The 26,284-nt window shown below is 48.4% G+C and carries 30 protein-coding genes; 14 read left to right on the top strand and 16 right to left on the bottom strand.

Going from position 1 to position 26,284, the window contains the following annotated elements; all coding sequences use genetic code 11:
- The first annotated feature begins 5 nt into the window (after positions 1-5).
- Positions 6-287: a DUF2818 family protein gene (locus ASG34_RS02005; protein ID WP_055825939.1), complete on the top strand. Its 282-nt coding sequence runs from the start codon at positions 6-8 to the stop codon at positions 285-287.
- Positions 288-423: 136 nt separating this feature from the next.
- The gene (locus tag ASG34_RS02000; protein WP_055825937.1) at positions 424-957 is read left to right on the top strand and encodes a phosphatase PAP2 family protein; all 534 of its coding nucleotides are present in this window, start codon (positions 424-426) and stop codon (positions 955-957) included.
- A 41-nt stretch (positions 958-998) separates the two neighbouring features.
- Here the strand turns inward: ASG34_RS02000 and ASG34_RS01995 are convergent, their stop codons facing one another.
- Entirely contained in the window at positions 999-1,640 is a 642-nt protein-coding gene (locus ASG34_RS01995) for an FMN-binding negative transcriptional regulator (RefSeq protein WP_055825935.1), read from the bottom strand.
- 356 nt (positions 1,641-1,996) lie between these two features.
- Between ASG34_RS01995 and ASG34_RS01990 the strand changes: the two genes are divergently transcribed.
- The 3 genes from ASG34_RS01990 (at position 1,997) to infA (ending at position 4,197) form a co-directional block, all read left to right on the top strand.
- A complete protein-coding gene (locus ASG34_RS01990; RefSeq protein WP_235559632.1) occupies positions 1,997-3,382 on the top strand; it encodes an aminotransferase-like domain-containing protein in 1,386 nt (461 codons plus the stop codon).
- Positions 3,383-3,665: 283 nt separating this feature from the next.
- Positions 3,666-3,872 carry a cold-shock protein gene (locus ASG34_RS01985; protein WP_018985697.1) on the top strand — a complete coding sequence of 69 codons (207 nt, stop codon included), beginning with the start codon at positions 3,666-3,668 and terminating at the stop codon, positions 3,870-3,872.
- An 88-nt stretch (positions 3,873-3,960) separates the two neighbouring features.
- Complete coding sequence (infA, locus tag ASG34_RS01980; RefSeq protein ID WP_055825931.1) at positions 3,961-4,197, top strand: translation initiation factor IF-1; 237 nt, start codon at positions 3,961-3,963, stop codon at positions 4,195-4,197.
- A gap of 90 nt (positions 4,198-4,287) precedes the next feature.
- Here infA and ASG34_RS01975 read toward each other — a convergent pair whose 3' ends face one another.
- The 4 genes from ASG34_RS01975 to ASG34_RS01960 all read right to left on the bottom strand — a co-directional run bounded on the left by ASG34_RS01975 (position 4,288) and on the right by ASG34_RS01960 (position 6,976).
- Positions 4,288-4,536, bottom strand: coding sequence for a DUF2798 domain-containing protein (locus tag ASG34_RS01975; protein WP_055825928.1), 249 nt, complete (start codon positions 4,534-4,536; stop codon positions 4,288-4,290).
- Complete coding sequence (locus tag ASG34_RS01970; RefSeq protein WP_055825926.1) at positions 4,530-5,273, bottom strand: SDR family oxidoreductase; 744 nt, start codon at positions 5,271-5,273, stop codon at positions 4,530-4,532. Before ASG34_RS01970 ends, ASG34_RS01975 begins: the two co-directional genes overlap by 7 nt.
- A gap of 350 nt (positions 5,274-5,623) precedes the next feature.
- On the bottom strand, positions 5,624-6,178 hold the full coding sequence (locus ASG34_RS01965) for a TetR/AcrR family transcriptional regulator (protein WP_055825924.1): 555 nt from the start codon (positions 6,176-6,178) through the stop codon (positions 5,624-5,626).
- A 54-nt stretch (positions 6,179-6,232) separates the two neighbouring features.
- Positions 6,233-6,976 (bottom strand): hypothetical protein, encoded by a 744-nt coding sequence (locus ASG34_RS01960; protein WP_055825923.1) that lies wholly within the window; start codon positions 6,974-6,976, stop codon positions 6,233-6,235.
- 202 nt (positions 6,977-7,178) lie between these two features.
- On the opposite strand from ASG34_RS01960, the gene ASG34_RS01955 reads away from it, so the two are divergent.
- From ASG34_RS01955 to ASG34_RS01930, 6 genes are read left to right on the top strand one after another with little or no spacing between them, the layout of a single operon-like run.
- On the top strand, positions 7,179-8,225 hold the full coding sequence (locus tag ASG34_RS01955) for an AAA family ATPase (protein ID WP_055825921.1): 1,047 nt from the start codon (positions 7,179-7,181) through the stop codon (positions 8,223-8,225).
- Positions 8,222-9,082, top strand: coding sequence for a DUF58 domain-containing protein (locus tag ASG34_RS01950; protein WP_055825919.1), 861 nt, complete (start codon positions 8,222-8,224; stop codon positions 9,080-9,082). The genes ASG34_RS01955 and ASG34_RS01950 overlap by 4 nt, the downstream gene beginning before the upstream one ends.
- A 9-nt stretch (positions 9,083-9,091) precedes the next feature.
- Positions 9,092-9,988: a hypothetical protein gene (locus ASG34_RS01945; protein ID WP_055825917.1), complete on the top strand. Its 897-nt coding sequence runs from the start codon at positions 9,092-9,094 to the stop codon at positions 9,986-9,988.
- A complete protein-coding gene (locus tag ASG34_RS01940; protein ID WP_055825915.1) occupies positions 9,988-10,953 on the top strand; it encodes a vWA domain-containing protein in 966 nt (321 codons plus the stop codon). The genes ASG34_RS01945 and ASG34_RS01940 overlap by 1 nt, the downstream gene beginning before the upstream one ends.
- Positions 10,953-11,489 (top strand): hypothetical protein, encoded by a 537-nt coding sequence (locus ASG34_RS01935; protein ID WP_055825913.1) that lies wholly within the window; start codon positions 10,953-10,955, stop codon positions 11,487-11,489. Before ASG34_RS01940 ends, ASG34_RS01935 begins: the two co-directional genes overlap by 1 nt.
- Positions 11,489-12,442 (top strand): vWA domain-containing protein, encoded by a 954-nt coding sequence (locus ASG34_RS01930; RefSeq protein WP_055825911.1) that lies wholly within the window; start codon positions 11,489-11,491, stop codon positions 12,440-12,442. The genes ASG34_RS01935 and ASG34_RS01930 overlap by 1 nt, the downstream gene beginning before the upstream one ends.
- A 35-nt stretch (positions 12,443-12,477) precedes the next feature.
- Here the strand turns inward: ASG34_RS01930 and ASG34_RS01925 are convergent, their stop codons facing one another.
- Positions 12,478-13,635 (bottom strand): metallophosphoesterase, encoded by a 1,158-nt coding sequence (locus ASG34_RS01925; protein WP_055825909.1) that lies wholly within the window; start codon positions 13,633-13,635, stop codon positions 12,478-12,480.
- Between the two features lie 129 nt (positions 13,636-13,764).
- A complete protein-coding gene (locus ASG34_RS01920; RefSeq protein ID WP_055825907.1) occupies positions 13,765-14,628 on the bottom strand; it encodes a zinc dependent phospholipase C family protein in 864 nt (287 codons plus the stop codon).
- 144 nt (positions 14,629-14,772) lie between these two features.
- Here ASG34_RS01920 and ASG34_RS01915 point away from each other — a divergent pair, with 144 nt between their 5' ends.
- Entirely contained in the window at positions 14,773-15,972 is a 1,200-nt protein-coding gene (locus tag ASG34_RS01915; protein WP_200934421.1) for a glycosyltransferase, read from the top strand.
- Between the two features lie 290 nt (positions 15,973-16,262).
- A complete protein-coding gene (locus ASG34_RS01910) occupies positions 16,263-16,586 on the top strand; it encodes a DUF1330 domain-containing protein (protein WP_055825905.1) in 324 nt (107 codons plus the stop codon).
- Positions 16,587-16,695: 109 nt separating this feature from the next.
- On the opposite strand, the gene pstB is transcribed toward ASG34_RS01910, so the two are convergent.
- The 6 genes from pstB to ASG34_RS01880 form a co-directional block, all read right to left on the bottom strand.
- Positions 16,696-17,475 carry a phosphate ABC transporter ATP-binding protein PstB gene (gene pstB, locus ASG34_RS01905; RefSeq protein WP_055825903.1) on the bottom strand — a complete coding sequence of 260 codons (780 nt, stop codon included), beginning with the start codon at positions 17,473-17,475 and terminating at the stop codon, positions 16,696-16,698.
- Positions 17,476-17,500: 25 nt separating this feature from the next.
- Entirely contained in the window at positions 17,501-18,439 is a 939-nt protein-coding gene (gene pstA / locus ASG34_RS01900) for a phosphate ABC transporter permease PstA (protein WP_055825901.1), read from the bottom strand.
- 90 nt (positions 18,440-18,529) lie between these two features.
- Positions 18,530-19,456 carry a phosphate ABC transporter permease subunit PstC gene (pstC, locus tag ASG34_RS01895; RefSeq protein ID WP_055825900.1) on the bottom strand — a complete coding sequence of 309 codons (927 nt, stop codon included), beginning with the start codon at positions 19,454-19,456 and terminating at the stop codon, positions 18,530-18,532.
- A gap of 107 nt (positions 19,457-19,563) precedes the next feature.
- Positions 19,564-20,556 carry a PstS family phosphate ABC transporter substrate-binding protein gene (locus ASG34_RS01890; RefSeq protein WP_055825898.1) on the bottom strand — a complete coding sequence of 331 codons (993 nt, stop codon included), beginning with the start codon at positions 20,554-20,556 and terminating at the stop codon, positions 19,564-19,566.
- A 120-nt stretch (positions 20,557-20,676) separates the two neighbouring features.
- On the bottom strand, positions 20,677-21,678 hold the full coding sequence (locus ASG34_RS01885; RefSeq protein ID WP_055825896.1) for an inorganic phosphate transporter: 1,002 nt from the start codon (positions 21,676-21,678) through the stop codon (positions 20,677-20,679).
- Between the two features lie 9 nt (positions 21,679-21,687).
- Positions 21,688-22,344, bottom strand: coding sequence for a DUF47 domain-containing protein (locus ASG34_RS01880; protein ID WP_055825894.1), 657 nt, complete (start codon positions 22,342-22,344; stop codon positions 21,688-21,690).
- 168 nt (positions 22,345-22,512) lie between these two features.
- On the opposite strand from ASG34_RS01880, the gene prfB reads away from it, so the two are divergent.
- Positions 22,513-23,617 (top strand): peptide chain release factor 2 gene (gene prfB / locus ASG34_RS01875; protein ID WP_156376445.1). Its coding sequence is split into 2 segments (ribosomal slippage): positions 22,513-22,593 and positions 22,595-23,617, totalling 1,104 coding nucleotides; the frame shifts between segments, so codons are not numbered across the junction.
- 62 nt (positions 23,618-23,679) lie between these two features.
- On the opposite strand, the gene ASG34_RS01870 is transcribed toward prfB, so the two are convergent.
- The 3 genes from ASG34_RS01870 to ASG34_RS01860 form a co-directional block, all read right to left on the bottom strand.
- Positions 23,680-24,060, bottom strand: a complete 381-nt coding sequence (locus tag ASG34_RS01870) for a YchJ family protein (RefSeq protein WP_055825891.1) — start codon at positions 24,058-24,060, stop codon at positions 23,680-23,682.
- Between the two features lie 80 nt (positions 24,061-24,140).
- Positions 24,141-24,605: a hypothetical protein gene (locus ASG34_RS01865; protein ID WP_055825889.1), complete on the bottom strand. Its 465-nt coding sequence runs from the start codon at positions 24,603-24,605 to the stop codon at positions 24,141-24,143.
- A 27-nt stretch (positions 24,606-24,632) separates the two neighbouring features.
- Complete coding sequence (locus tag ASG34_RS01860; RefSeq protein ID WP_055825887.1) at positions 24,633-26,207, bottom strand: peptide chain release factor 3; 1,575 nt, start codon at positions 26,205-26,207, stop codon at positions 24,633-24,635.
- Between the last annotated feature and the right edge of the window lie 77 nt (positions 26,208-26,284).

The following is a 26,284-nucleotide window of genomic DNA, read 5'->3' as shown; positions in this document are numbered from 1 at the left end:
ACATTATGCTAACTAAACTGCTGTACCTGGTATTAATACTTTTCATGGCCAACCTGGGCTGGATTTCAGACAAGTGGTTGGGTATCGCTGGTCGCGTCAATCAATTATGGCAACGCTTCGCTGCCTTGGTGCCTGCTTACCTGATCACACTGGTGATTGCCTACTTTGTGGAACAACTGGTCATGGGTCAGGTATGGCCACAAGGCTGGGAATTTTACAGTATCACTGTCTGCCTGTTCCTCGTATTTTCCTTCCCGGGTTTTGTTTACCGCGTACTCTGGAAATAGTTCCTGGCACTATAAGCAAGTCACATTAATTTCACGAATTCTTCACTATAGTTTCAAGCATCCTGCTCATACTAAGCTCACCTAAGTAGTCGGCGCACCCCGTTAAAGTTGGGGCAAACCGCGGAAAGGACCTGAGATGCTTAAATTACAACAAACTTTGGGATGGGTGCAGTCGGTTGATAGCCGTGTGTGTGTCAAAGTAAGTCATACCGGCCAATATCGATTGATCCGCAACCTGTTTCGCGCCATCTCGCGCATGGGCGATGGCATGTTCTGGTATCTATTGATGCTGGTGATTGCAATCACTCAGGGCCAAAGCGGCTTATACGTATGCCTGCAAATGCTTACCGTAGGCCTCAGCGGTACCCTGGTGTATAAGTGGTTGAAACACCGCACTAGCCGACCAAGACCGTTTCAAGTCCGACAGGATGTACTCTTAAGCGGTACACCGCTGGATTATTTCAGTTTCCCTTCCGGACATACCTTGCACGCAGTGGCTTTTGGGATGGTGGCTGTGCAACATTATCCGCAACTGTTTCCTATCGTTTATCCTTTTGTGGTGCTGGTAGGTATATCACGGGTTGTACTTGGTTTGCATTATCCAAGCGATGTGCTGGCAGGTGCCGGGGTAGGGTATTTACTGGTAGCGGCTTATTCACCCTTGTTTTAAAGCATTGAAAGGAGAATGGCAGCTATTGGCGCCATTCTTACTCAATGACTGGTTATTGATTTTTCAATAATCGCGGCCATCTCGCATTGTTCAAGACTGGCGCTCTCACGTAGTCCTTGAATAACACCCAACTGATTTTCCACTGACTGGTTCTGGCTAGCCTTCCACTTACCCGTCAGTTGAATGATCTCAATCTCAATTCCCACCAATTCAAGTATCAACTTATCGATAAAGCCTGCCGGTGCATCTTCAATCAGCCAAGGATGTTCAAATTTGGCTTCCTGGTCAGTGGTCAATAATGAAAGATGTGTGCGTAACCACTCCTTGTTTTCAATCATTTTTGCTCTGCCATGCGCATGCACCGCGACATAATTCCAGGTGGGTACCACCATGCCTGTTTTCGCTTTGCTCGCATACCAGGAAGGCGTCACATAAGCATCCGGGCCGTGAAAGATGGCTAGCACTTGATGATTGGCAGCAAGGTCTTTCCACAGCGGGTTAGCCCTCGCTATATGTCCGCTGAGAGTGCCATGTTTACCGTTGGCAGTGTCAAGATATAAAGGTATATGATTTGCATTTAAACCGTCTTCTGACATTAAAACCAGCGTAGACAGCGGATAAGCGCGCATCAGCGCATGCAATGCATCAATATTCGGCTCTGAGAAGTGTTGAGGGACATACATAATGTTAAATAGGTAACGGTTGACCTCTGACCAGCACGAACTTTTGTGTTGGTTGGGATAAGTCCTTGCAATCAGCTGGAGCGCTTAAATGCAGAATGCAAGGTGATAGCTGATCTCTCTGCTGAGATTTAGCAGTTTGAGCCATGAGCGTTGTTTTTAGACGCTCTGTTCTTGCTAACCATGGCGAAACTGTGACTGCAACAATCAAGAGAGCTATTAACGATTTCATAATATTTGCTTTATAAATTTTAAAAGCATCATATCGTTATCATCATGTACACTACATGTACAATTTTTATTTCAGTTGATAGAACTGTACAGGTCATATTGCCATGCCAGTAATACCGATAATCACAGTGAATACTTCAGATTCTGTTCCTCTGGTTGAGCAGGTAGTCACCGGTATCAAAAATCTGGTTGAGCAACGTGTGTTGCGCGCAGGCACACGTTTACCATCGATCCGGGAGTTCGCAATCCAGCATGGCATTAGCCGTTTTACCGTTGTGGACGCTTATGATCGCTTGGTAGCGCTTGGCTATTTGTTATCACGTCGCGGATCAGGATTTTATGTGGCTTCCCTCACCCAAACCGAAGAGGCGATTCCGCAAACCACTTTTTTGGAACGTGCCGACGACGTATTGTGGTTGTTGCATAACACTTTTCGGGATGTTCCCAATATCATCCGTCCGGGGTGTGGCTGGTTGCCCACTGACTGGCTGGATGAAAAGGTCATTCAAAAGAGCCTGCACGAGCTTTCGCGCAAGCCCGGTGCATTTTTAACGGGCTATGGCGATATCCGTGGTTATTTGCCCTTGCGTCAACAACTGGCACAAAAGAACCTGGCGGATATAGGCATCAGCCTGGAGCCGCAACAGATCATCATGACCAATGGTGCCTCGCACGGGCTGGATTTGGTGGCGAGGCTATTTATCCAGCCTGGGGATGTGGTACTGGTGGATGACCCTGGTTATTACACTTTGTTTGGATACCTGAAATCTCTGGGCGCCAAGCTGATAGCTGTACCACGCGGGATGAATGGGCCGGATGTTGCTGCGCTAAAGCAGCATCTTGAAACCTATCGCCCCAAACTTTTTTTCACCAATACAGTGTTGCATAACCCAACCGGTACCAGCACCAGCATGGCGATTGCCCACCAGATATTGCAGCTGGCTGAAAAGTCAGGCTTATATATTGTTGAGGATGATATTTACGGCGACTTCCACTCAAATCATGTGCCACGTTTGGCCACGCTGGATCAGTTGAATCGGGTCATTTATGTCAGCAGCTATTCCAAAACCATTTCGGCCAGCCTACGTGTAGGTTTTGTGGCGTGCAATAGCGAGCTAGCCATGCGATTGCTAGACCTGAAATTACTCACCGGGCTAACCAGTTCAGAAATTAATCAACGTGTGATGTACCAGATACTAGTCGAAGGACGCTACCGTAAGCATATGGAGAAAATTCGTTCCCGGCTTGAAGTCGAAAGAGGGCGGGTAATCAGCAAGTTAGAGGCTTGTGGCTTAAGTGTATATGCAGAGCCGGCGGGCGGTATGTTTGTATGGGCGCAGCTTGCAAACGAAGGTAATGCAGCTGAAATTGCGACGATCGCAGCAAAACAAAACATCATGCTGGCACCCGGCAATTTATTTAGCCCCCATCAAGCACCTTCTTCATGGTTGCGTTTCAATGTAGCGCATTGTGATGATGAAAAGACTTTTGAAATCCTAAGTACTTTTAAATAAAAAATTCATCTGGAATAATCATATTCCCTATGTTTTTTTAAAAGCTAAATCGTTGTTTTATCAGTGTGTACAACATGATATCTAATGATTTTTTTGATTTTTTAGCGGTTTATCAAATACTAGTTGCCAATATTCAAGATTACGTGCATAGTGTGCCCTCACGAAGTTCAAGTAGTGTCGTTGTTCTATGGTTCTATCTTTTGGTGTATCGTTACTTCCCGCCATCTTGATCCTCGTTATGGGCAATTAGCCCAAATTTTTAATTTTCATTCAAGGATTTATCATGGTAACAGGCTCAGTTAAATGGTTTAACGATTCAAAAGGTTTTGGTTTCATCACTCCTGACAACGGCGGCGAAGATCTATTCGCACACTTTTCTGCAATTCAATCTGCAGGTTTCAAAACTTTGAAAGAAAACCAACGCGTTAGCTTTGAAGTAGCTACTGGCCCTAAAGGCAAACAAGCTGCAAATATTCAAATCATTGAATAATTAATTGCACGTCCGCAAGGCTGGTTAACGGCCTACCGGAAAAGGGGCCCGGAATCTCCGGGCTTTTTTTATTTTTAGAGGATGCTGAATGGCAAAAGAAGAGTTAATTGAAATGCAGGGCGCAGTCACCGAGATTTTGCCGGATGCGCGCTATCGTGTGAAACTTGAAAACGGTCATGAGTTGATCGCTTACACAGGTGGCAAAATGCGTAAACATAAAATCCGTATTCTGGCGGGCGACAAGATTACTATTGAGATGTCTCCTTATGATATGGATAAAGGTCGTATCATTTTCCGTCACCTGGAACCGCGCAAGCCTTTCTAACCTGCCCGTCAGTTTAAGCGAGCAGGTCTGCCTATTCAGGGCAGCCAGACTCGCTCTCCATGCTTCCTCACTACAGCAGAGGAAACAAGGTTACTTATGGTCTTTTACCAGCCATTCCGTCAGCCGTAACAACCACGGCGCAACCATCAAAATACTCACAAATACGATCGGCCAGGCCACTGTGATGCTGGTTAGCCACTTTTCAAGCAATAGCGCCCTAGGGACGTGATTAATCAGCAGGATGGAAATGCTCACGATATTCACAGTCACCAGTGACATCAGTGCTGCGAATAGCAGTTTACGTTTGAAGGCCACGCGTTTGTTTGTGCTATTTACCATGGCAAAGCCTGGTCCTCATGAAAGTAGCCACCGGTAGGGCCATTATCGTCCAGTGTAGCTAACCTGACTGAAGTCTTCCAGCTGTCACTGATTTCCATTGGCGCATTAGGCCCGCCCAGTTCAGTCTTCACCCAGCCAGGGTGCGCAGAATTGACTTTAATGTGGGTATTTTTTAGCGCATGCGCCAGATGTATGGTAAACATGTTCAATGCTGTTTTCGAGGCGTTATACGCCAGTCCTTTTGCGACCTCTATAGGCGAGTCTGGTGAACTGTGCAGTGTTTGTGAAGCCAGAATGCTGGACAGGTTAACAATTCGGCCCGCTGGAGATTTTTGAAGCAAGGGCAGCAGGGCTTGAGTCAGTGCCACTACTGCAAAAAAGTTGGCATCAAAAGTAGCTTTCAGTGTGTCCTGGTCAACGGTTAACGTATTGTTCTGGCCAATCAATTCTTCTTTCAATATCCCGGCATTGTTAATCAGGATATCCAGTTTCCCAAAGCGTGATTGCAATGCTTCAGCTACTGTTTGAGGGGCATTTGTTAATGCCGCATCGTAGTGCAAATATTCCGCATCAATGCCCGCGGCTTTTAATAGCGCTACTGATTCCAAGCCTTTGACTTCATCACGTGCCCCAAGAATAATTTTGATGCCTTGTCCGCCTAAGTGCTTGGCAGTTTCAAAGCCGATACCGCGATTAGCGCCAGTAATAAATGCAATACGTTGCTGTGGTGTGCTCATTTTAAAGTCCTTGTAAAATTTGATTTACTATTTAATTACCATTCGGTATATAAATAGTAAAGAAGACGTTTATGCTTGTCAATATATTTATTACCAATCGGTAAATAATTTAATATTTTATTTGAAATTACAGGTGTGAGGCTTGAAAAGGCATTGCTTTTGAAAAGCTAATCCCACTCTATTTAAAAGCTCAAATGCGTAGCCAAATCTCATTGTTTAGAGATTAATTCTAAGTGAGATCAGGCAGGGTATGAATAAAAAACGAGCTCAGAAGTGTTAGCAGAGATGACTAAAGAAACTGTAAAAACACCAATGTGCCACCAGGTTAGCACATTGGTATTTTCACGTGATCAGGTAGCGTGATGCACCAGGGTAATCGCTGCTAGTTTTGCACGGGTAGCGGCACCGGTGTTCGGGGCAAGTCGTTCTACTAATGCCGCCCCTTCAAAAAGAATGGTTAATTGCTGACCCAATGCTTCCGGATCCTTAGCGCCGGCATTGCGGGCAATTTTACATAGATAGGTTTGCAGCTCTACCGAAAGAACGGCTGAATACTGGTTAATCGGATGCTCAGGATCCGGAAACTCTACTGCAGCGATATGAAACGGCAAGCCATGAAATTCTGGCTGTGTTATCCATTGCTCAAGTAACTCACACAATTGAATCAGTAACTCAATCGATTCCCTTTTACCTGTAGCCAGCTGGGCATTCAGCCAGCCATAAAATTTGTCTGATTTCTCACGCAAATAAGCCGTAATCAACTGGTTTTTGCTGGGGAAGTGCTTATACAGGGTTGCTTTAGCGACGCCTGCCTCCATGATAATGGTATCAACGCCCGAAGCCTGAATACCTCTGGTATCAAACAGGCTGCTGGCAATGGTTAAAATTTTCTCACGCATGTTCATCATTTATCCTTTTCCCATTCAATGGGAGATCCCGATTTTTCTGCTTATGCTGGTTTAAAAACGTTCACGTCCTTGCGGGCGCATGAGTTCTTGTGGGTACAGGCAACTCACGTATCCAAGTGCTTGCCGCAACTGTTCCACATGGTCAACATCTACCTTGCCATTGGTGACAAACATAATAAATGCCTGTCGCTGCGCATCTGGCAACATTGCTGCCTGTGGTAGCTGGCAACTGCCGTTTTGCATTTTCTGGTAAGCCAGGTTTAGCAAGCTGAGCGTGACTGGATCAGCGGTCGCACCTGACTCAAATTGTGTTTCTTCCAATGGTGACCATTCAGTATGCGTCGGCTGATGCATTGGCGTTACCATAGTCATCCAGACCACACTGAGCGTCACCACCAAGCCAAAGGACAATGAACGGCTAAATGACTGGCTCCCTAGTTGTTCATGCACGGACTGCTCAAACAAATGCCAGGCAGTATCGACACCTGTTTGCGATTGCACACGAATGGCGCCTATGGCCTGGAAAAACCATTGGTCCAGCAGGGTTGGCGACAGTGCCACATCCGCTGTATGTTGAGCCCGTTCTATCAGCTGCCGAATATGCAGGATGTCCTGCGTATTTAAAGCAGCACTGGCACCATGGGCATGCATGCGCTGCGAGTTCCAGGCTACCAGCTGTTGGCGCAACATGTATAACGGCGCATGTCGACACCATTGCTTAAATCCCAATTTCCAAAGGCCATAGAGCGCGTAGGTTTTCACGCTGCGTGCGCCACGCTGTCCTGTCTTCTTCATTATCGCTAGTACGTTCACGCTGGTAACCCCATAAAAATCTTCTTGCTTTTTTTTCGATGGCTGCAGTAGACTAGAAATAAGTGAACAGACCTGTCTGCATATTAACGTGGCAAACCACAAATTGCAACCAGTTCTTCCACACCTTTTCCAGAAGCTACTTTGGCATCATAGCCCCGGCTGAATTTGTAAACAAGGGATAACCATGACATCCGTATCAATCGAAACACAATTGACCGAGTGGCGCGACCATGCGCTTAAGCTCGAAAACGAAGTGAAAAAAGTAGTGGTCGGCCAGGACAAGGCAATCCGTGCCATTAATATTGCCATTTTTGCCCGCGGCCATGTGTTACTCGAAGGCGGTGTAGGTGTGGGTAAAACGACGTTGTTGCAGTCGATTGCCCGTGGTTTGGGGGGGGCTTATGAGCGTATTGAAGGCACCGTTGACCTGATGCCTAACGATCTGATCTACCACACATTCCTTGGCGAGGATGGCCGTCCAAAAGTGGAAGAGGGTCCGTTGCTGCGGGCAGGCGAGCAGTTGTCTGTGTTCTTTTTTAACGAGATCAACCGCGCCAGGCCGCAGGTACATGCATTGATGCTGCGTGTGATGGCTGAGCGACATATTGGCGCGTTCAAAAAAGAATATCGTTTGCCGCACATGCTGGTATTCGCCGACCGTAACCAGGTAGAAAAAAATGAAACCTTTGAGATTCCATCCGCAGCGCGCGACCGCTTTATGATGGAAATCCCGATTGAAATTCCTGAGGATCGTGCATTACGCAAGGCCTTGATGTTCGATGTGAAGTTCCAGCATGCCGAGCGCCTGACCCAGCAAGTGGATGCCGGCGTACTGGCTTATGACCAGCTGAATGCTTTTTCTGACGTATTGCAAAGCCATATCCGCGCCAGCGATGTGCTTGAAGATTATGCGCTGGATTTGTGGGAATCTACCCAAAAACCATCTGCTTACGGCATTCAGCTTGATAGCGTGGATGTTAACCGCCTGATACATACCGGGGCCAGTCCGCGTGGTATGGGTATGTTATTAAAAGCAGCCCGTGTGCATGCTTGGCTAATGAATCGTGACAGTTTATTCCCAGAAGATATTCATGCGGTGTTCCATGAAATCATTGCGCACAGACTGGTGCTTAACCCGATGTTTGAAAGCCGTCGCACCGAACTGTCCCGCGAACTGACCAACCAGATACTGGCTTCAGTGAGCGTGCCATCCAAGGCGAAAGCGGCATGATTCCCGACTACGCCCAGCCCTTTTTCTACCAGGTGCCCTGGCGCTCTGCCAGCGTGCATACTGGCGAACACCTGGGCATACAGCGTGGTCCGGGCGATGAATTCAGCAAGCATGTTTCGCTAGTTGATTATCCGGATGCCAGGCGCGTGGATTTGCGGCAAACGCTGCGTGATCCTTATGAGCAGATCCAGGTGCGTGTATTCAAGCAGGAGGCATCGTCTCCTCTGTATGCCGTATGTGATCTGTCCAGTTCCATGCAGTTTCAGGGGCAAGTGAGCAAGCTGGATACGGTGAAAGCGGTGGCAGCATCGATTGCCTGCTCGGCCCATGAGAACAGTGACCTGTTTGGCATGGTTTCTTATGACCATAGCGTGATTCCGCATTTGAGCCTGTCAGCCGGGCACCATGCGCACCAGTCTTTTGCCACCATCGCCGAAATCGGTGATTTTCGCAGTACGCGACGAGATGGCAGTGGCATCGTCGAGGCGGCCGGATTACTGGGCCAGCAAAAAGGCCTGGTGTTCTGGATTTCCGATTTTCATTTGCCGCTGTCACTGATTGAGCATGGCTTGAACCTGATGGCCAATCACCAAATGATTCCCATCGTATTATGGGATCCGCTGGAATATCAGCGTTTGCCGCGCTTTGGTTTCGGTAACTTGCAAGACCCCGAAACCGGCCAGCAAAAAACCATTTTCTTCCGCCAGGCCATACGCGCGCAGTTTGTCGAGATGTTTGAGCAACGTAAACAGGCGCTGGACCAGCTATTTGCGCGCTTTGATATTCGTCCGCTGTATGTCGATGGACGCTTCGATTCGGCCTTGCTGTCGGATTATTTTGAACAACTTATCCATTAGAGTGTGCTGATGAAACAGATTTTTTTATGGTGGTTGATGGCTGCTGTATGCCCAAGCTTTGCCTTGGCCGAAACACCAGTGGCCAAAGTGCAAGTACTTAGCGTGCAAAACCCGGCTTCTTATGCAGGGATACAGATCGGTGATGTATTGCAACGCTCCATCGAGGTTTCGGTGGCTGCAAATGATCAGCTCAATGACAACAACCTGCCACTGAAAGGCTTGCAACGTAACGGTGTTGAACTGCGGCAGTTGCAAGTCGATAGCCGCAAGCAGGGAAATCAACAAGTCTACAAGTTGGTATACGATTACCAGGTATTCGCCAGCAGTGGCAAACCTGTGCAGTTGCAACTGCCGGCCGAACAAGTGACATTTAAAAGCGGTGCCAAGGTTGAATTACCTTCATGGCGCTTCTGGTTGATGGCGCAACTGCCAGACCAGTTACAAAAAGCCAGGCAAAGTGTGGTTGCACAACACCGCCCGGCATTACTGGATACACAAACGCCACAACGAGGATTGCTTATCAGCCTGTTACTAGCGGTGATTGGTGGCCTGGTATTGCTTTACCGGAATTCCGACTGGACTTTATTGCCTATGGTGAACGGGCACTTTGCCCGTGCTTTCCGCAAACTAAAAAAACTGCCAGCAAACGCTGAAGGCCAGAAGCAGGCAGCCCTGATTGTGCAAGATGCATTGAATCAGCGCTTCGGCCAGCAAATGCTGGCGTCACATGTGCCGCAGTTTGTCGCGCAACAACCTGGTTTTAAACCACTAGAACAAGCGCTTCATGCTTTTTTTGCCGAGTCCAATGCGGTGCTGTATAGCGGGCAAGCCATCGACGCTGCCGGTTATTTAAAGCAATGTAAAACATTTACGCGCCAGCTGCGCGATTGTGAACGGGGCGTCTGATGCATTGGTTACACCCGTGGTTCTTGCTGCTGTTGCCAGTAGTCGCTGTCCCTTTCCTATTGAAAAGCCGGCATGCACAAACTTATTCATGGTTGCAAATGGTGCCTGCAGACCCGTTTTCAGATACCGCCAACCGGCTGGTTAAAGCCGCTACTGCACTGATGCTGCTATGCCTGGTGTTAGCTTTGGCTGGTCCACAGGGCGATAGCCACCAGGAGCAAAAAGTCGGCAAAGGGGCGCAAAGTGTATTTGTGATTGACCGCAGCGTGAGTATGGATCACCCGTTTGCCGGGCAAAGTACCGGTGGGCATGCGGCAGAAATCAAGTCCATGGCGGCAAGGCGATTAATTACTGCATTTATCGATTCCCGACCGGATGACATGATGGGCGTGGTTGGCTTCACCAACTCTGCCCTGTATGGCATGAAAATCACCACCAATCGCGATGGCATCCACTCGGCAATTCAGGCCGCGACTGGCCCGGCCTTGAACCAGACCAATATCGGTGCCGGCATCACCAATGCAGTAACATTGTTTGAAAACATTGCCAGCACCGGCTCGCGCGCTATCGTTTTGCTGTCGGATGGTGCCGGTAAATTAAGCCCGCGCGTGAAATACCAGATCCAGAAACAGTTGACAGGTAAAAAACTCAATCTGTACTGGATTGTGCTACGTGAACCTGATGACATCAGTATTTTCAGTGACAACGTCTATGAAGAAGAGCGCGTACCGGAAGCCATAGCGCTGGATAGATTTTTCCGTTCCTTAAAGATCAAATACAAGGCATTTGAGGCAGATAACGCCACGGCGCTGGAATCTGCCCTGCGTGAAATCGATGCCAAGGAAAAGAACGTCATTCAATACGCCATCATGATTCCCGGGCATGACTATGCCAAAGACTTAATCTTGCTGGCATTGGTACTGGGATTTGGGTTGGTGCTGGTTAAACATATAAGGATGTACTAATGGCAACACATGCAAAAAAAGCCAATTGGCTGTGGGGTAGCATTACCGTGGCAGGAATCATTGGTGCGATGTATTTTGGCTGGCAGTTACAGTCATTACAGGCGCTGAATCAAAAAATCCAGAATGGCACGTTGATTAAAGAGAAAGAATATCCGTATTTGCAACGGTTTACTGCGGCCTATGACCAGGGCAAACATGGCGATTATAAACATGCAGTGCAAACCTATGGCCAGTTGCTGGAAGTCGGTCCGCCAGAAGCCGAGCTGCCGCATATCCATTTCAATATCGGGAATAACCTGTTTTTGTCCGGCTTGGTGCGCACAGTGAATGAAGATGGTTCGTTTCAGGATGAGGCGCGCTATGCATTTACACAGGCAAAAATCGCTTATGAACAGTCATTACGCCTGCAGCCTGCAGATAAAGCGGCCAAATTCAATTTGAGTCTATTGCACTCGGTGATGGCGCGCGGCATGCAGGCGGGCACTAAAGACCAGTCGCATATGGAACTCAGTAATCTGCCGATCGGGTTGCCATAATGAAAGCGATAGCATGGCTGAAACAGTACTATGAGCCTGTGCTCTACGCACTCGCTTTGAGTTTGCTGGTGTTGGCACTGGTCAAGCCCAGCATACAGCTCAGGCAGCAGGTGCAGCATTATTTGCTGATCACCGATGTGTCACAAAGTATGAATGCTGAAGATGAAATGCTGAACCAGAAAAAAATCAGCCGCATTGCCTACGCACAACATTTGATGAAACAGATCGTGCATAAAGCACCATGCGGCACGTATTTCAGTTTAGGCATTTTTGCTTCTGATAACGTGGCGATGTTGCAAACACCGCTGGAAGTATGCAAAAACCTGGATGTGATTACCGATGGTATTGATCACCTGGAATGGCGCATGGCATGGAAAGGCAATAGCCGTCTGAGCTTTGCCGTACATGCAGCGACCCATATTTATGATGCGCTGAATCAACCGGCACAAATGCTGTTTTTCACCGATGGCGATGAAGCGCCACGCGTGAACGTGACCATCAAGCAGGATTTAAGCGGGGTGCAGATCGGTGAGTTTTTCACGTTTGTCGGGGTAGGCGGTCCAGAAAAGGTGGCGATTACACGCTATAACACTGCCAATAAACCAGTGGGATACTGGCCAGTTAGCGAAAATAATAACGCAGGTGCTGTAGGCGTGACTTATGCGGACCCGAGTAGTGATGAACCGGATCCTCCGGTGGCTTATGCAGAATATGACCGCATGCTGTCGCAACTGGAAGAAGAGTATTTGAAAGAGCTGTCAGCGGAATTCAAAGGCAGTTACGTGAAAGGGCAAGACCAGGAAGCGTTTTACCAGTCTATTGCCGCAAAAAAAGCCACAGCCAGTTTTGTCACAGACTACCCGCTACGCGTCGTGTATCTGGTGCTGGCGATACTGCTAGTGTTGGCTAGCTATTTGCCAGATGTGCTTTACCGCAGGCGCGTTGAGGGTTAACAGCGCCAAGCGTTGATTAGAACGTCAATGACGCTCTAATCATTTGCCGGTACTAGTGTCAGGCAGGTGATCTCCGACGGCGAGCCAAAGCGGTTGGGTGGGCCCCAATAACCGGTCCCCCGATTCACATATACCCACAAATTTTTCAAACGGTGCAGCCCAGCTACATAAGGCTGTTGCAGTGGCACCAGGTATTTCCATGGCCAAAACTGGCCGCCATGCGTATGTCCGGATAACTGTAAATCAAAACCTGCTGACTCGGCTTCTTTGGAACTCAGTGGCTGGTGCGCGAGCAGGATTTTTGGTGCATGCAGGGGCGCACCTGCAATCGCTGCATGTGGGTCACTCTGATGATGGTCATAGAACCCGCCTGCGGTTATGTCTGTCACCCCCGCCAAAACCAGCGTTGCGCCATCATGTTTCAGCTGCACGTGCTCATTCAGCAATACTTGTATCCCTAAGCGCTTTATTTCCTGAATCCAGTCCAGTGCGCCAGAATAATATTCATGATTCCCGGTAACAAAAAAACTGCCGTGGCGCGCATTCAATTGCGCCAGCGGTTGGGTATGCCTTGAGAGTTCACTGACGCGACCATCCACCAGGTCGCCGGTAATGGCAATCAGGTCGGCGTCCAAGGTATTGACGCGGTTAACGATGCGCGAAAGATAGCCTTTTTTAATGGTAGGCCCTACGTGGATATCGCTGATCTGCACAATACGGAAGCCATTCAGCGTGGCAGGCAAATTGCGTAAAGGCACTTTGATTTTAATCACCCTGGCTAATCGACGGGCATTGAAAAACCCGATCACACTGATTGCCACTGCGCCTGTGATTGCCAATAAAGCAGTGTTCTTCTCCAGCGTTAAAAAGTTTGCCTGGAAAAAGTGGGAAGCATCCATGCCAGCGACCACCAGCAAGAAAATATCTCGTATTAGTGTCAGTACCAGCAATGAAGAAAACACGCCCATCAGCGTCATTGCGACCCAGCTGGTGGTATCACGCAAAGCATGGTTACGCAGCCCGCGTGCCAGGAAAGCGACTGGCTGCAGCAGCGTTGAAATGACCAGGAATATCCAACCGGCCCACAGCACCCAATCAGCCCAGGCAACCGAGTTTAGAAGGCGTGAACCGATGTAGTAATGCAAGACACTGACCATGGTGGTGAATGTGAGCAGAAAGCGTAGAGGCGGCATGTATTGTTTTTGTTGGCTGGAGGATGGGTACTCGTTAGATGGAGCCAGCGCCAATAGATTCAAGTCAGCCTGATAATTAAAGCATACCCGCTAGCTGTTAAAGCAACAGCGGCAGCTTGGCTTTTTGCGCTAGCAGTCTGGCTGGTTAAACCACTGATGATGGTAATGCTCAAACGCTTGGATGGCACGGGTAGGGCGCAGCCTGGCGTCTTGCAGGCATTTTTGGCGCCAGTCATCCAGTTGTTCCATGCCTAAATTGACATGCTCGGCATGCAATGAGGGAAACGACCCGTTGAGTAACTGAGGCAGGTCTTGCAATGCCAAACTTACCTGATCGCGGTAATAGGCCAGTTTGTGTTCAAACTCGTTATCCAGCCTGCCGTAACGGCGCAACAAATATTGGGGAATACGCGACAGGCGCAATGCCTGGTCGGCGGTAGCTAACCTGGAAACAGCTTTTTCCACGATGCCGGAATCACATTGCATCGCTTGCGTTAACGTTTCCACAATGGTTTTGCGGTGTATACGCAATAGTTTGGAAGGCGAAGGAATGTCCGTCGTTTGCAGGTAAGCATCCATTGCCCATTCAGCAGCCGCATGCGTGAGCAGACTGTCATGCTGCCACTTGGCTTCAAACGTAGGTACAAAATGCTGGTGGGCAACGACATCGGTGAGTAAATGCACGTTATACCCTATCCCCAGCGCCAGTTGTCTCTCATTTTTGGTATGCAGTAATTGCTGGCCTATGCCCCAGCCATGGCTGTGATTAAAGGTACGGGAAACTACTGCCAGATCCGGCAGGCAGGCGCCAGCCAGCACCAGGGTCGGGTAACGCCGCATCACGCCTAACCAGGGCAAGGGCAATAAAGGTAATGTCTGTAACCAGCTATGGGTATAAGCCACATGGGAATACAACCCCCAGGCATGTGCTTCGCCGGGTATGGCAATCAGTAATAGCAGTACGGCTAAACATCTGAAGATACTTTTTTGCATGTGCGCACTCTGCGCCTGGTAGATGACAGATGCATGATGATTGTATGACATTGATATGAAAGGGATTTAGTCATAAAAGCATCACGAACCCTTGTTAAAGTATGTGAGAATTGTTTACATGGAACCGCTTAAACGGAACTTTGCATGAAAATATTGATGATTTCAGATGTGTATTTCCCACGCGTAAATGGCGTTTCAACCAGCATTCGTACCTTTGCAGAAAGCCTGCGTGCCGATGGGCATAGCGTGCACCTGATTGCGCCTCAATACGCGCAGTCCCTCGATCATGCTCTGATTGGTGATGAAGCCTGGATCACGCGCATAGATGCGCGCAAGATTGTGTTTGATCCTGAAGATTACTTAATGAAGTGGTCTGCACTGGTGGCCTATATTGAAAGCCTGCATCCTGGTGATTACGACATGGTGCATATCCATACTCCCTTTATCGCGCACTATGCCGGGCTTAAAATCGCCAAGAAACTGCAAGTGCCGGTGCTGGAAACCTACCACACCTTCTTTGAAGACTATATGCACCATTACTTGCCGTGGGTACCACGCAAGTTTGCGGTGAATATTGCGCAATGGGTATCTCGTAAGCAATGCCAGCAAGTGGATACCGTGGTGTCACCTTCAGGGCAAATGCGTGATGTCTTGCAACAATACGGGGTGACCACACCAATTACCGTGATTCCTACCGGCCTGGACGCCTCACGTTTTGTACCTGGTGATGGCGCAGCCTTCAGGGAAAAATATGGCATCCCCGCACAAAGGCCTTTGCTGATGTTTGTTGGCCGGGTTGCACATGAAAAGAATATCCAGTTCCTGCTGGAAATGTTGTCGCTGGTCATCCAGGATCATCCCGAGGTTTTACTGGTGATCACGGGTGAAGGCCCGGCCGAAGCGATGTTGAAAAAAATGACAAAGGATAACGGCTTGCAACAGAACGTGATGTTCCTGGGTTACCTGGACCGTGCTGTCGGCCTGAATGCCGCTTACCGTGCTGCGGATATCTTTGTGTTTGCTTCCAAGAGTGAAACACAAGGGCTAGTATTGCTGGAAGCCATGGCGCAGGAAACACCGGTGGTTGCCATCGCTGAACTGGGCACTGCCTCCATCTTGCGCCATGAGCAGGGCGCGCTGATTGCACAAGATGACGAGTTGCACTTTGCCGAACAAGTACAAACCTTGCTGATTGACCACCAGTTGCGTGAGCGTGTTGGTAAAAATGGCAAACGCTATGTGGAACAGGTATGGTCAAGCGAAGCACAGGCCAAGAAGTTGCTGGAGTGCTACGAGCGTTTGATGCTGGCCAATTTTCCGCTGTCAGCTTCTGCAGCCGCATAATTCAGGCAGCACACACTTACTGTGATGCTGCCATCCCTGCTGATTTTCCGGAATTTTTCCTGGACCACTTGACGCTTGCCAGCTGGCGCGCCAAGATACCGGCAGCCTTGCACTCGAGCAAGCAGCACAATCTCAGGATAATCTAATATGTTAACTCAACACCTGCCGCACGCTGGTTGCCTTTTTTGAGTGCCAGCCAGAATTTGGCAGTCTTTAAATTTCTCATTGATTTAAACAATAGAGTTTAAACTCGCACTAATTGATTATTTCTACACATCCAAGGAGTAAAAATGGCAGCATATTTAATTGCAGATGTACTACTTAAAAATGATGAATGGGTTCCTGAATATGCAAAGCATGTTCACCTGATTGCGGAAAAACATGGTGGAAGATATTTGAGTCGAAGTGCTAATATTGATGTGCTTGAGGGTAAGCCATTGGAAAACACATTGATTGCTTTAATTCAGTTTCCTAATAAAGAAGCAGCATTAGCATTTGCGAATGACCCCGAATATGCGCCATTCTCAAAAGCCAGGCAAGAGGGTACTGAAAGCCGTTTCCAGTTGATAGATGACACTGATGTTGCAGGTGCCATCCCTTACCTTCCTAAATAACGGATCAGTTTCATCTGAGCAAGTTATCGAAGGTTAATGCTTGAGCATGTTGTAAGTGTCCAATAAAAAACGCCGCAATTTGCGGCGTTTTTTTATTGGAAAAGTGGAGTTAACCAAATTTACCGGTAATGTAATCTTCAGTTTCCTTACGGCCAGGGTTAGTAAAGATTTTGTCGGTATCATCGTACTCGATCAGTTCACCCAGGTACATATACGCCGTGTAATCGGACACACGTGCTGCCTGTTGCATATTGTGTGTCACGACCAGAATCGTTAATTTGCTACGCAGCTCAACCATTAACTCTTCAATGTTGGCCGTTGCAATCGGGTCTAATGCTGAAGTCGGTTCATCGAACAACATGATTTCCGGATCCGTGGCCAGCGCGCGGGCAATACACAAGCGTTGTTGCTGACCACCGGACAGGTTGAATGCCAGATCGTGCAAACGGTCTTTGACTTCATTCCACAATGCTGCGCCTTTCAGCGCTTCTTCTACTTTGTCATCCATGATGCGTTTGTTGTTTTCACCACGCACGCGCAGACCGTAAGCCACGTTCTCATAGATCGATTTCGGAAACGGGTTAGGTTTCTGGAACACCATGCTGATACGCATGCGTACTTCAATCGGGTCCACGCCGCTATCGAGCACATTGGTGTTATCCGGGTGCATTACAATCTGGCCCTGATATTTATTACCAGGATACAGGTCGTGCATGCGGTTGAAACAGCGCAGGAATGTGGATTTACCACAGCCTGAAGGACCAATCAGCGCAGTGATTTTGTTCTCGTACAAAGGCATGGAAATACCTTTGAGTGCGCGGGCACCGTTGCTATAAAAAAAGTTTAAATCGCGTGCTTCGGCTTTAATCGGGGTCGTTATTGTGGCCATGATATTTTCTAAATCCTGTGTGGCATTACCATTTAATATTTTTACGAATTTTGTAGCGTAACCAGATTGCGCCACCGTTCATCAACAAGGTGACAACAATAATGAGTGCCCCAGTGGCGGCCGCATTGACATGAAATGCATGGTCAGGGCGGGACAACCAGTTAAACATCTGGATCGGCATCACAGTAAAGCCGGAGGATAACCATTCAAAGTTAATGAATGGTGCCTCTGTAGTGATTGGTGAGGGTGGCAGAAAGGCGATGAATGTCAGCGCACCAATGGTGATAATCGGTGCAGTTTCACCTAAAGCGCGGGACATACCGATAATCACACCGGTCAAAATGCCGCCGTAAGAGTATTTGAATACATGGTCATACACCACTTGCCATTTGGTCGCGCCAACGCCGTATGCGGCTTCGCGGATAGAAACCGGGATAGCACGTATGGCTTCGCGGGTAGACACAATCACAATTGGTAGAATCAGCAGACCCAAGGTTAAACCGGCCGTCAGGATACTTTGACCCAAACCCAGGATGTACACAAATAAACCTAGCGCCAGCAAACCGTAAATAATGGAGGGTACGCCAGCCAGATTGGAGACGTTGATTTCAATCAGGTCAGTAAAGAAATTTTTCGGCGCATATTCTTCGAGGTATAAACCGGCGGCGACGCCTATAGGCACCGCAGAAAGGAATGTCACAATCATCACCAGCAATGAACCTACCCATGCGGAAAGCAAGCCGGCACGCGCTGCACGACGCGAAGGGAATTCAGTCAGGAATTCAAGGTTGAATTTAGGATAGCCATCAGCAATCAACTGCCAGAACAGCAACATCAGTGTCATCAGGCCTAGCATCAGACAGAGTAGGCCCAGCGTTGCAAACAACGTGTCGTTACGCTTGTGGCGTTTAATCATGGCGCGCACTTCGGCCAGATTTTCAAGTACAGAAGCTTTATGTTCCATGTTGGTATTATTCCCGCATCGTCCGGTAGTCGGTTACCGGCAGTGTATCGTTGTTATATGTCAGCTTTGCGTCAGGGTATATCTTAAGAATTAGTAACTCTCGCGATAGCGTTTGCGTACCCAGTGACCGATGATGTTAAAAGTTAACGTCATTGCCATTAACACCAGTCCGGCGGCAAAAATACTTTGGTAACCAATGCTGCCATGCGGCAAATCGCCCATGGCCACCTGCACAATGTAAGCAGTAATCGTCGCAGCGCTTTCCAGTGGATTGAATGTCAGGTTAGGTTGCTGGCCCGCAGCAATCGCCACCACCATGGTTTCACCCACCGCGCGGGAGATCGCCAGGATATAGGCAGCCACAATACCGGAGATAGCCGCTGGTGTGACCACTTTAACCGCAGTCTGGAAACGGGTTGCACCCATCGCATAAGAACCTTCACGCATGCTCATAGGCACCGCGCGCATGGCATCTTCAGACAGTGAGGCAATGTAAGGAATAATCATGATGCCCATCACAATACCGGCACCCAGCATGTTGAAGCTAGGCAGATTCGGATAGATGGTCTGTAGTAATGGCGTGACAAAGAACAAGGCAAAATAGCCGAACACTACGGTTGGTACACCCACCAGCAATTCCAGGATAGGCTTTACAATCTCGCGTGTTTTGTGTGTGGCAAATTCAGACAGGAAAATCGCCGATATGGTACCGATAGGCACGGCCACTGCCAGGGCAATGGCAGAAGTCGTTAATGTACCTGAAACCAGTGGCAAGATGCCGTAGTGTGCATCTTCAAACAGGGGTGTCCATTCGGTATCGGTGAAAAACTCGACCACAGACACGGTTTTAAAAAAACTTAAAGACTCATATAACAACACGCCTACAATCGCGAAGGTAGTGGCTACCGCTACCAGTGCCGCCATCATCAGTATCAACTCAATGATGCGTTCTTTGACATTTCTACGGATGTTTTTAGCCAGTCTGGGGCTGATGGGCAGTTCCACGGGTGCTTGCATTGCTTGAGTCGCCATAGTGATGATCTGTCAGGGTAAGAATTTTAGCGGATAATCCGCGGTACAGGCCGAAAGTAACGAAAAAAGGGGCTATTGCAGCCCCTTAATCATTATTTGATTCGGGATAACAGGTCAGTAATCTTGATGCCGACTTCTGAAGAACCGTTAAAGCCGGTACCTGGTTTCATCGCTTTGAAATGTGTTTTAACTGCATCGTAATCTTCTTTTGGCAATGGTACATATTTCACTTCTTTTACCAGTTCCGGTGCATTTTCCAGGTAGAAATTCACAAACGCCTTGATTTCCGGTTTGAATGCAGCTGAAGTTGCGTTCACGTAGATAAACAATGGACGGGCCAGTGGTTGGTAAGTACCGTCCATTACCGTAGCTTCAGAAGGCAATACAGGTTTGCCGCCTTCTTTTGCAACAATAGGAATGGCTCTCAGCTTGTCTGTGTTTTCCAGGTAGTAAGCCAGGCCAAAGTAAGCCAAACCACCTTGGTTACCTGAAACGCCTTGTACCAGGACATTGTCATCTTCTGATGGCGTGTAATCTTTACGGCTGGCTTTGGCTTTGCCGTTCACCGCTTCAGTAAAATAATCAAAGGTACCGGAAGAAGTACCAGGACCATACAGGTTCATCGCTTTGTCCGGGAAGGTTGCATTCACTTGCTTCCAGTTTTTAACAGAAGAGTTTGGCTCCCAGATTTTTTTCAGTTCTGCGACTGTCAGTTGTTTTACCCAGTCATTTTTACTGTTCACCACTACAGTCAATGCATCGTAGGCGATTGGTAACTCGATAAACTGTACGCCGCCTTCTTTACACAGGTCTATTTCTTTTTGTGTGATTGGGCGTGAAGCATCTGAAATGTCAGTTTCGCCACGGCAGAATTTTTTGAAACCACCGCCAGTACCAGATTCACCTACAGTCACCTTGATACCTTTGGTACGCTGAAACTCCTCAGCGACGGCTTCGGTAATCGGGTATACAGTGCTCGAACCGTCAATTTTGATAATCTTGTCCGCTGCATTAGCTGTTGAAAAGCTGAATGTTTGTACAATCAATGAAGCGATTAAAGTAGTGCGGAACAACGTGGTATTCATTTATACACTCCTGTGTGTGGTGTTATCTTGCAATGCGTGAATCTTAGAAACTTTATATGACAGAAATGTGACAAAAAATAAAAAAGGCGCACCAGGCGCCTATTTTGCATGACATTTTTCTTACAACACACTTTCACCGATATGGTACGCAATTGCTGCCATAATTGCTGCGCAGGGGATAGTCAGTACCCATGCCCAGACAATTCGCGAAGCTAATCCCCAACGTACAGCGGTCATCCGGCGTGATAGTCCTACGCCGACAATGGCGCCGGTAATGGTGTGGGTGGTTGAAACGGGTATCCCCAGGCTAGTGGCCAGAAATAATGCAATCGAGCCGGAGGTTTGTGCTGCAAAGCCACCGGTCGGGCGAATCTTGGTAATGCCCATGCCCATGGTGCGTACGATACGCCAGCCACCAAACAGGGTACCGAGGCCCATTGCCAGCTGGCAGGCAATCACCACCCAGAATGGCACATGAAAGTCACCTTGCAGGTAGCCATTGGCAAACAGCAAGACCGTAATAATGCCCATGGTTTTTTGCGCGTCATTGGCGCCATGCCCAAGGCTGAATAACGAAGATGAAATAAATTGCATCTTGTTAAAGCGGCTTTCGATTTTATAAGGGGATGAGCGCTGAAATGCCCACATGATACCGATGGACAACAGCAGCGCCAGCAACATGCCAAACAATGGCGACAAGATAATGGCAATACCGGTGCTGATCAGTTTGCTGCCTATGATCACGCCCTTAGTGCCTGAATGCGCCATGCCTGCGCCGATCAGGCCGCCAATCAGCGCGTGTGACGAGGAGGAGGGGATGCCGAACCACCAGGTGATGACGTTCCAGGCAATTGCGCCAAACAGGGCGCCGAAGATAATAGTATTGTTGACGATATTCGGGTCTATGATCCCTTTACCTACTGTATCTGCCACATGCAAACCAAAAAACAGGAAAGCGACAAAGTTAAAGAAAGCAGCCCAGATCACGGCTGCCTGAGGAGTTAGCAAACGGGTTGAAACCATTAGCGCTATGGAGTTGGCGGCATCATGAAAGCCGTTCATAAAATCAAAGATCAGGGCGACGAAAACAAGCACCGCCATGACGATTATCACGTGATCCATGACGATTCCTTAAATGCGTTCCAACACGACGCCGTGAATCACATCCGCGACATCCTCACAGCTGTCGACAGCCTCTTCGAACAAATCATATAGTTGCTTGGAACGGATCAGGGTGCGGGCATCATGGTCTTCAGAAAACAGCCTGTGCATGCCAGAGCGCATAATGTGGTCGGCCTCACCTTCGATGGTGCTGATTTCCTCACAAGTGCGCAAAATGCGTTCGGCATCTTTCATATCTGACAGCATATGCACGGCATCGCGTACTTTTTCGGCCGCTCTTAACAGGATCTGCGCAAGTGCTACCATTTCAGGGGTGAATTTGGTATGGCCGTAGATTTCCGCACTCTGCGGAATCGCTTCCATATAATCAATGATGTCATCCAGCGCCATCGCCAGTTCGCGGATTTCTCGGCGGTCAAACGGGGTAATAAAGGTCTTGTGCAGGGAAAGCAGGATCTCTTTGGTATATTCGTCCGCTTCGGATTCAATTTTGCGGATTTCGGCAAAATGTGTGTGAAACCCGGCCTGATCTACCTCTGCGGCCATTAACGCCAATACTTTGGAACCACGCACAGCACAGTCGGCCAGACGGTTAAACAGCACAAAATAGTTATCGTTTCTAGGGCTGATTGCAGCCATAATGCGGCCAAAGGTGGCATGCGCCATTGAGGACTCCCGGACGGTTACAAAGTTTTGTGACCGTGATTTTACTATTTTGTGACAGTGAATGTGACAAAAATATGAATTCTTTACTAAATTGATGCCCATATATGATCCTGAATCACATGCAAGGCTGCGGTATAATGCTGGCTTTTACTCTCTGACCAATCAAAAATGGAAGCCGAACACCTCAATAGTATCGCCAACGCACTCAGCGATTTGACGCAACGTCACCAGGCCCTTCGGGGGTATCTTTGACTACGAAAACAAACAGCAACGTTTAGCCGAGGTCAACGGTCTGCTCGAAGATCCCAAGATTTGGGACAATGCAGAAAAGGCACAAAACCTGGGCAAGGAAAAACGCATGCTGGAAACCGTGGTCATGACGCTGGACGATGTGCATCAGTCATTGTCTGATAGCCGTGAGTTGTTTGAGATGGCGCGTGAAGAGAATGATGATGACACCTTATTGAGTGTAGAAGCAGACACAAAAAAGATTGAGGAAATCATCGCTGCGATGGAATTCAAACGCATGTTCTCGCAGCCTTTGGATGCCAACAACTGCTTTATCGAATTTCAATCTGGTAGTGGCGGTACTGAAGCGCAGGATTGGGCGGGCATGTTATTACGTATGTATTTACGTTATGTAGAGCGCAAAGGTTTTAAAGTCGAAGTGCTGGAAGAATCAGAAGGTGATATTGCCGGGATTAAGGGCGCATCGATCAAAGTCAGCGGTGATTATGCGTTCGGCACATTGCGTACTGAAAGCGGCGTGCATCGCCTAGTGCGTAAATCCCCGTTTGATGCCAACTCCAAGCGTCATACCAGCTTTGCCAGTGTGCAGATATTCCCTGAGGTAGATGACTCGATTGAAATTGACATCAACCCGGCGGATTTGCGCATTGATACCTACCGCGCCAGTGGTGCTGGTGGTCAGCACATTAACAAAACCGACTCAGCGGTGCGTATCACCCACTTGCCGACCAATGTGGTCGTGCAGTGCCAGAATGACCGTTCGCAACATCGTAACCGAGAGGAAGCGATGAATATGCTGAAGGGTGCTTTGTATAACCTAGAGCTGAGCAAGCGTAACGAGGAAAAGCAGGCGTTGGAAGATGCCAAAACCGATATCGGCTGGGGTCACCAGATCCGAAGTTATGTGCTGGACCAGGGACGTATCAAAGACCTGCGCACCAATGTCGAGATTGGCAATACGCAGGGCGTGTTGGATGGCGACCTGGACCCTTTTATTATGGAAAGCCTCAAGCAGGGGCTTTAAGTTAATATTCAGGTAATTAAAAAAGGCAGCGGAGTCGCTGCCTTTTTATATTGAATAATCACCTAGTCAGCTTGCCCATCAATATAAAGCCATTGCCCACTTTCTCGACTAAATCGGCTATATTCGGTCAGTTGTTCTTTCTTCTGTTTACCACTCTGAAAAGTCGCCACAAACTTTACAAACGCCGTATCCGCATCCGGCTGCTCATGTGAAAGCACCTGCAGTTTTAACCATTTGATACCTCCTAAATCTTCTTGAGTAAGGCTTTTAGGTTGTGTGTCTTGATGCCAGGTATGCAAAATATATTCTGGCAATTTTAATGCATAGGCGCTGTAACGCGAACGCATCAAACGTTCAGCATCTGGTGCGGGTGTGCCGTTATGCAAAGGCTGGCAGCAGTCTGTATAAGCTTTACCGCTGTAACATGGGCAGGCATTTTTCATTGGGTATTCCGAATCTCAGTATGCAAGTCGTTTAGCGATCAAGTGATTGTCGATAATTCTGTTCCAAGGTCGAGTCTGCATCAAAACAACTCTGTTTGTGCTGCCGGCGGGGCCGCCAATAACTGATCGATATCAAGCTCGAAGATACCAAGTTTGCCCGCACATGGCATTAACGGTAGCGGTCTTGCCTGTTCAAATAAAAAACCAAAATAGTCATGATGCACACCGCCGAAATGCGCGCGTTGATCGCGACTAACTCCTGTTGGTAATTCCCCAGGTTTGCAGCACAGCACAAGTTTGGCAATGCCAACCACACCGCCATATTCCAGTTTATCCACATCAGGGATGGGAACGTCGGTGTTGAATTTAATGTGCTGGTAATACTGCGCGTACAACCCTTTGCTGGCATGAATGAGCATGGGGCCGCGATATTGTGTGCCCCAGGTTCGGTCATCGACCAGCAAGTAGCCGTTTGCGATCAGCCAGGCAAACGGTTGCTTGAAAGATAAAGCCTTGATCACGCCTGACGGTATTGAAATAGACATAGTCCGGCTGCCAACGAATGAATAGAGTTAAGCGATTTCCCGCGTTTCCATAAACTGGATATCCGGGTAGCGCTCTTGGGCCATTTGCAGGTTGACGCGGTTAGGTGCCAGGTATACATAGTCATCTGCACTATCCAAACCTACGTTGAAACCGTACTTGTCAGCGATGGCCTTCAGATCTGCATCTGAGCCTTTCAGCCAGCGCGCCGTGTAACAGTCATATGGCTCGAAAATCATATCGACGCCATATTCATGTTCCAGGCGATGCGACACTACGTCAAACTGCAGCATACCTACGGCGCCAAGGATCAGATCGTTGGAAAGTAGCGGGCGGAACAACTGCGCTGCGCCTTCTTCGGAGAGTTGCTTGAGGCCTATTTGTAACTGCTTCATTTTCATCGGATTTTTAATGCGCGCACGGCGGAAAAATTCCGGCGCGAATGAAGGGATGCCGGTGAATTTCAGTGCTTCGTTTTCGGTAAATGTATCGCCGAGCTTAATAGTGCCATGGTTAGGAATGCCGATAATGTCGCCGGAGTACGCTTCATCCATAATGGTACGGTCTTGCGCCATAAAGGTGATAGCGTTATTGACGTTAAGCATTTTGCCGGAAGCCACTTGCTTGATTTTCATGCCACGTTCAAAACGGCCGGAACACACCCGCAGGAATGCAATGCGGTCGCGGTGTTTTGGGTCCATATTGGCCTGAATCTTGAATACAAAGCCTGCGAATTTTTCTTCATTAGCGGCTACAGAGCGGGTTGCCGTGTTGCGTGCCTGTGGCGGTGGCGATAAGTCTACCACTGCATCCAGCAAGGACTGCACGCCGAAGTTATTCACGGCAGAACCAAAGAATACAGGCGTCTGCTTGCCGCTTAAATAACGCTCTTTATTAAACTCATTCGATGCACCACGGACCAGTTCAATGTCCACGCGTAGCTCTTGTGCCTGATAGCCTATCAGCTCGTCCAGACGCGGGTTGTCGATACCCTGGATAGTTTCCGAAGTGCCTTTTTCAGCACGTGGATCGAAAAACAGAATACTGTCAGTCACCAGGTTATAAACACCACGGAAAGTTTTACCCATACCAATCGGCCAAGTCATGGGCGCACACTCCATGCCCAGTGTCGTTTCGATTTCATCCAGCAACTCAATTGGCGCACGGCTTTCGCGGTCAAGCTTATTGATGAAGGTAATGATAGGCGTGTCGCGCATACGGCAGACGTTGAGCAGCTTGATGGTTTGCGCTTCCACGCCATTGACAGAGTCAATCACCATCACGGCCGAGTCAACCGCGGTCAGCGTACGATAGGTATCTTCAGAGAAGTCATCATGGCCTGGTGTATCCAGCAGGTTGACCATGTGGTCACGGTAGGGAAACTGCATCACGGAAGAGGTGACTGAAATACCACGTTGCTTTTCCAGTTCCATCCAGTCAGACGTGGCATGGCGCGCAGCCTTGCGGCCACGGACTTCACCAGCGACCTGGATGGCGCCGCCGAACCACAGCAGCTTTTCAGTAAGCGTGGTTTTACCCGCATCCGGGTGAGAAATAATGGCAAAGGTGCGACGGCGTTGGACTTCTTGCTGCAAACTGGACATGAAAAAATAGCGGCTCGTTTAAAAGCCGCTATTTTAACCTATTTGCCTGATGGGGATGGCTGTGAGTAAGCTGATTG

Source organism: Methylophilus sp. Leaf416, from assembly GCF_001424665.1.
Classification (GTDB): Bacteria; Pseudomonadota; Gammaproteobacteria; order Burkholderiales; family Methylophilaceae; genus Methylophilus.
The sequence above is the reverse complement of the archived record's forward strand: the minus strand, read 5'-3'. Positions and strand labels throughout refer to the sequence as shown.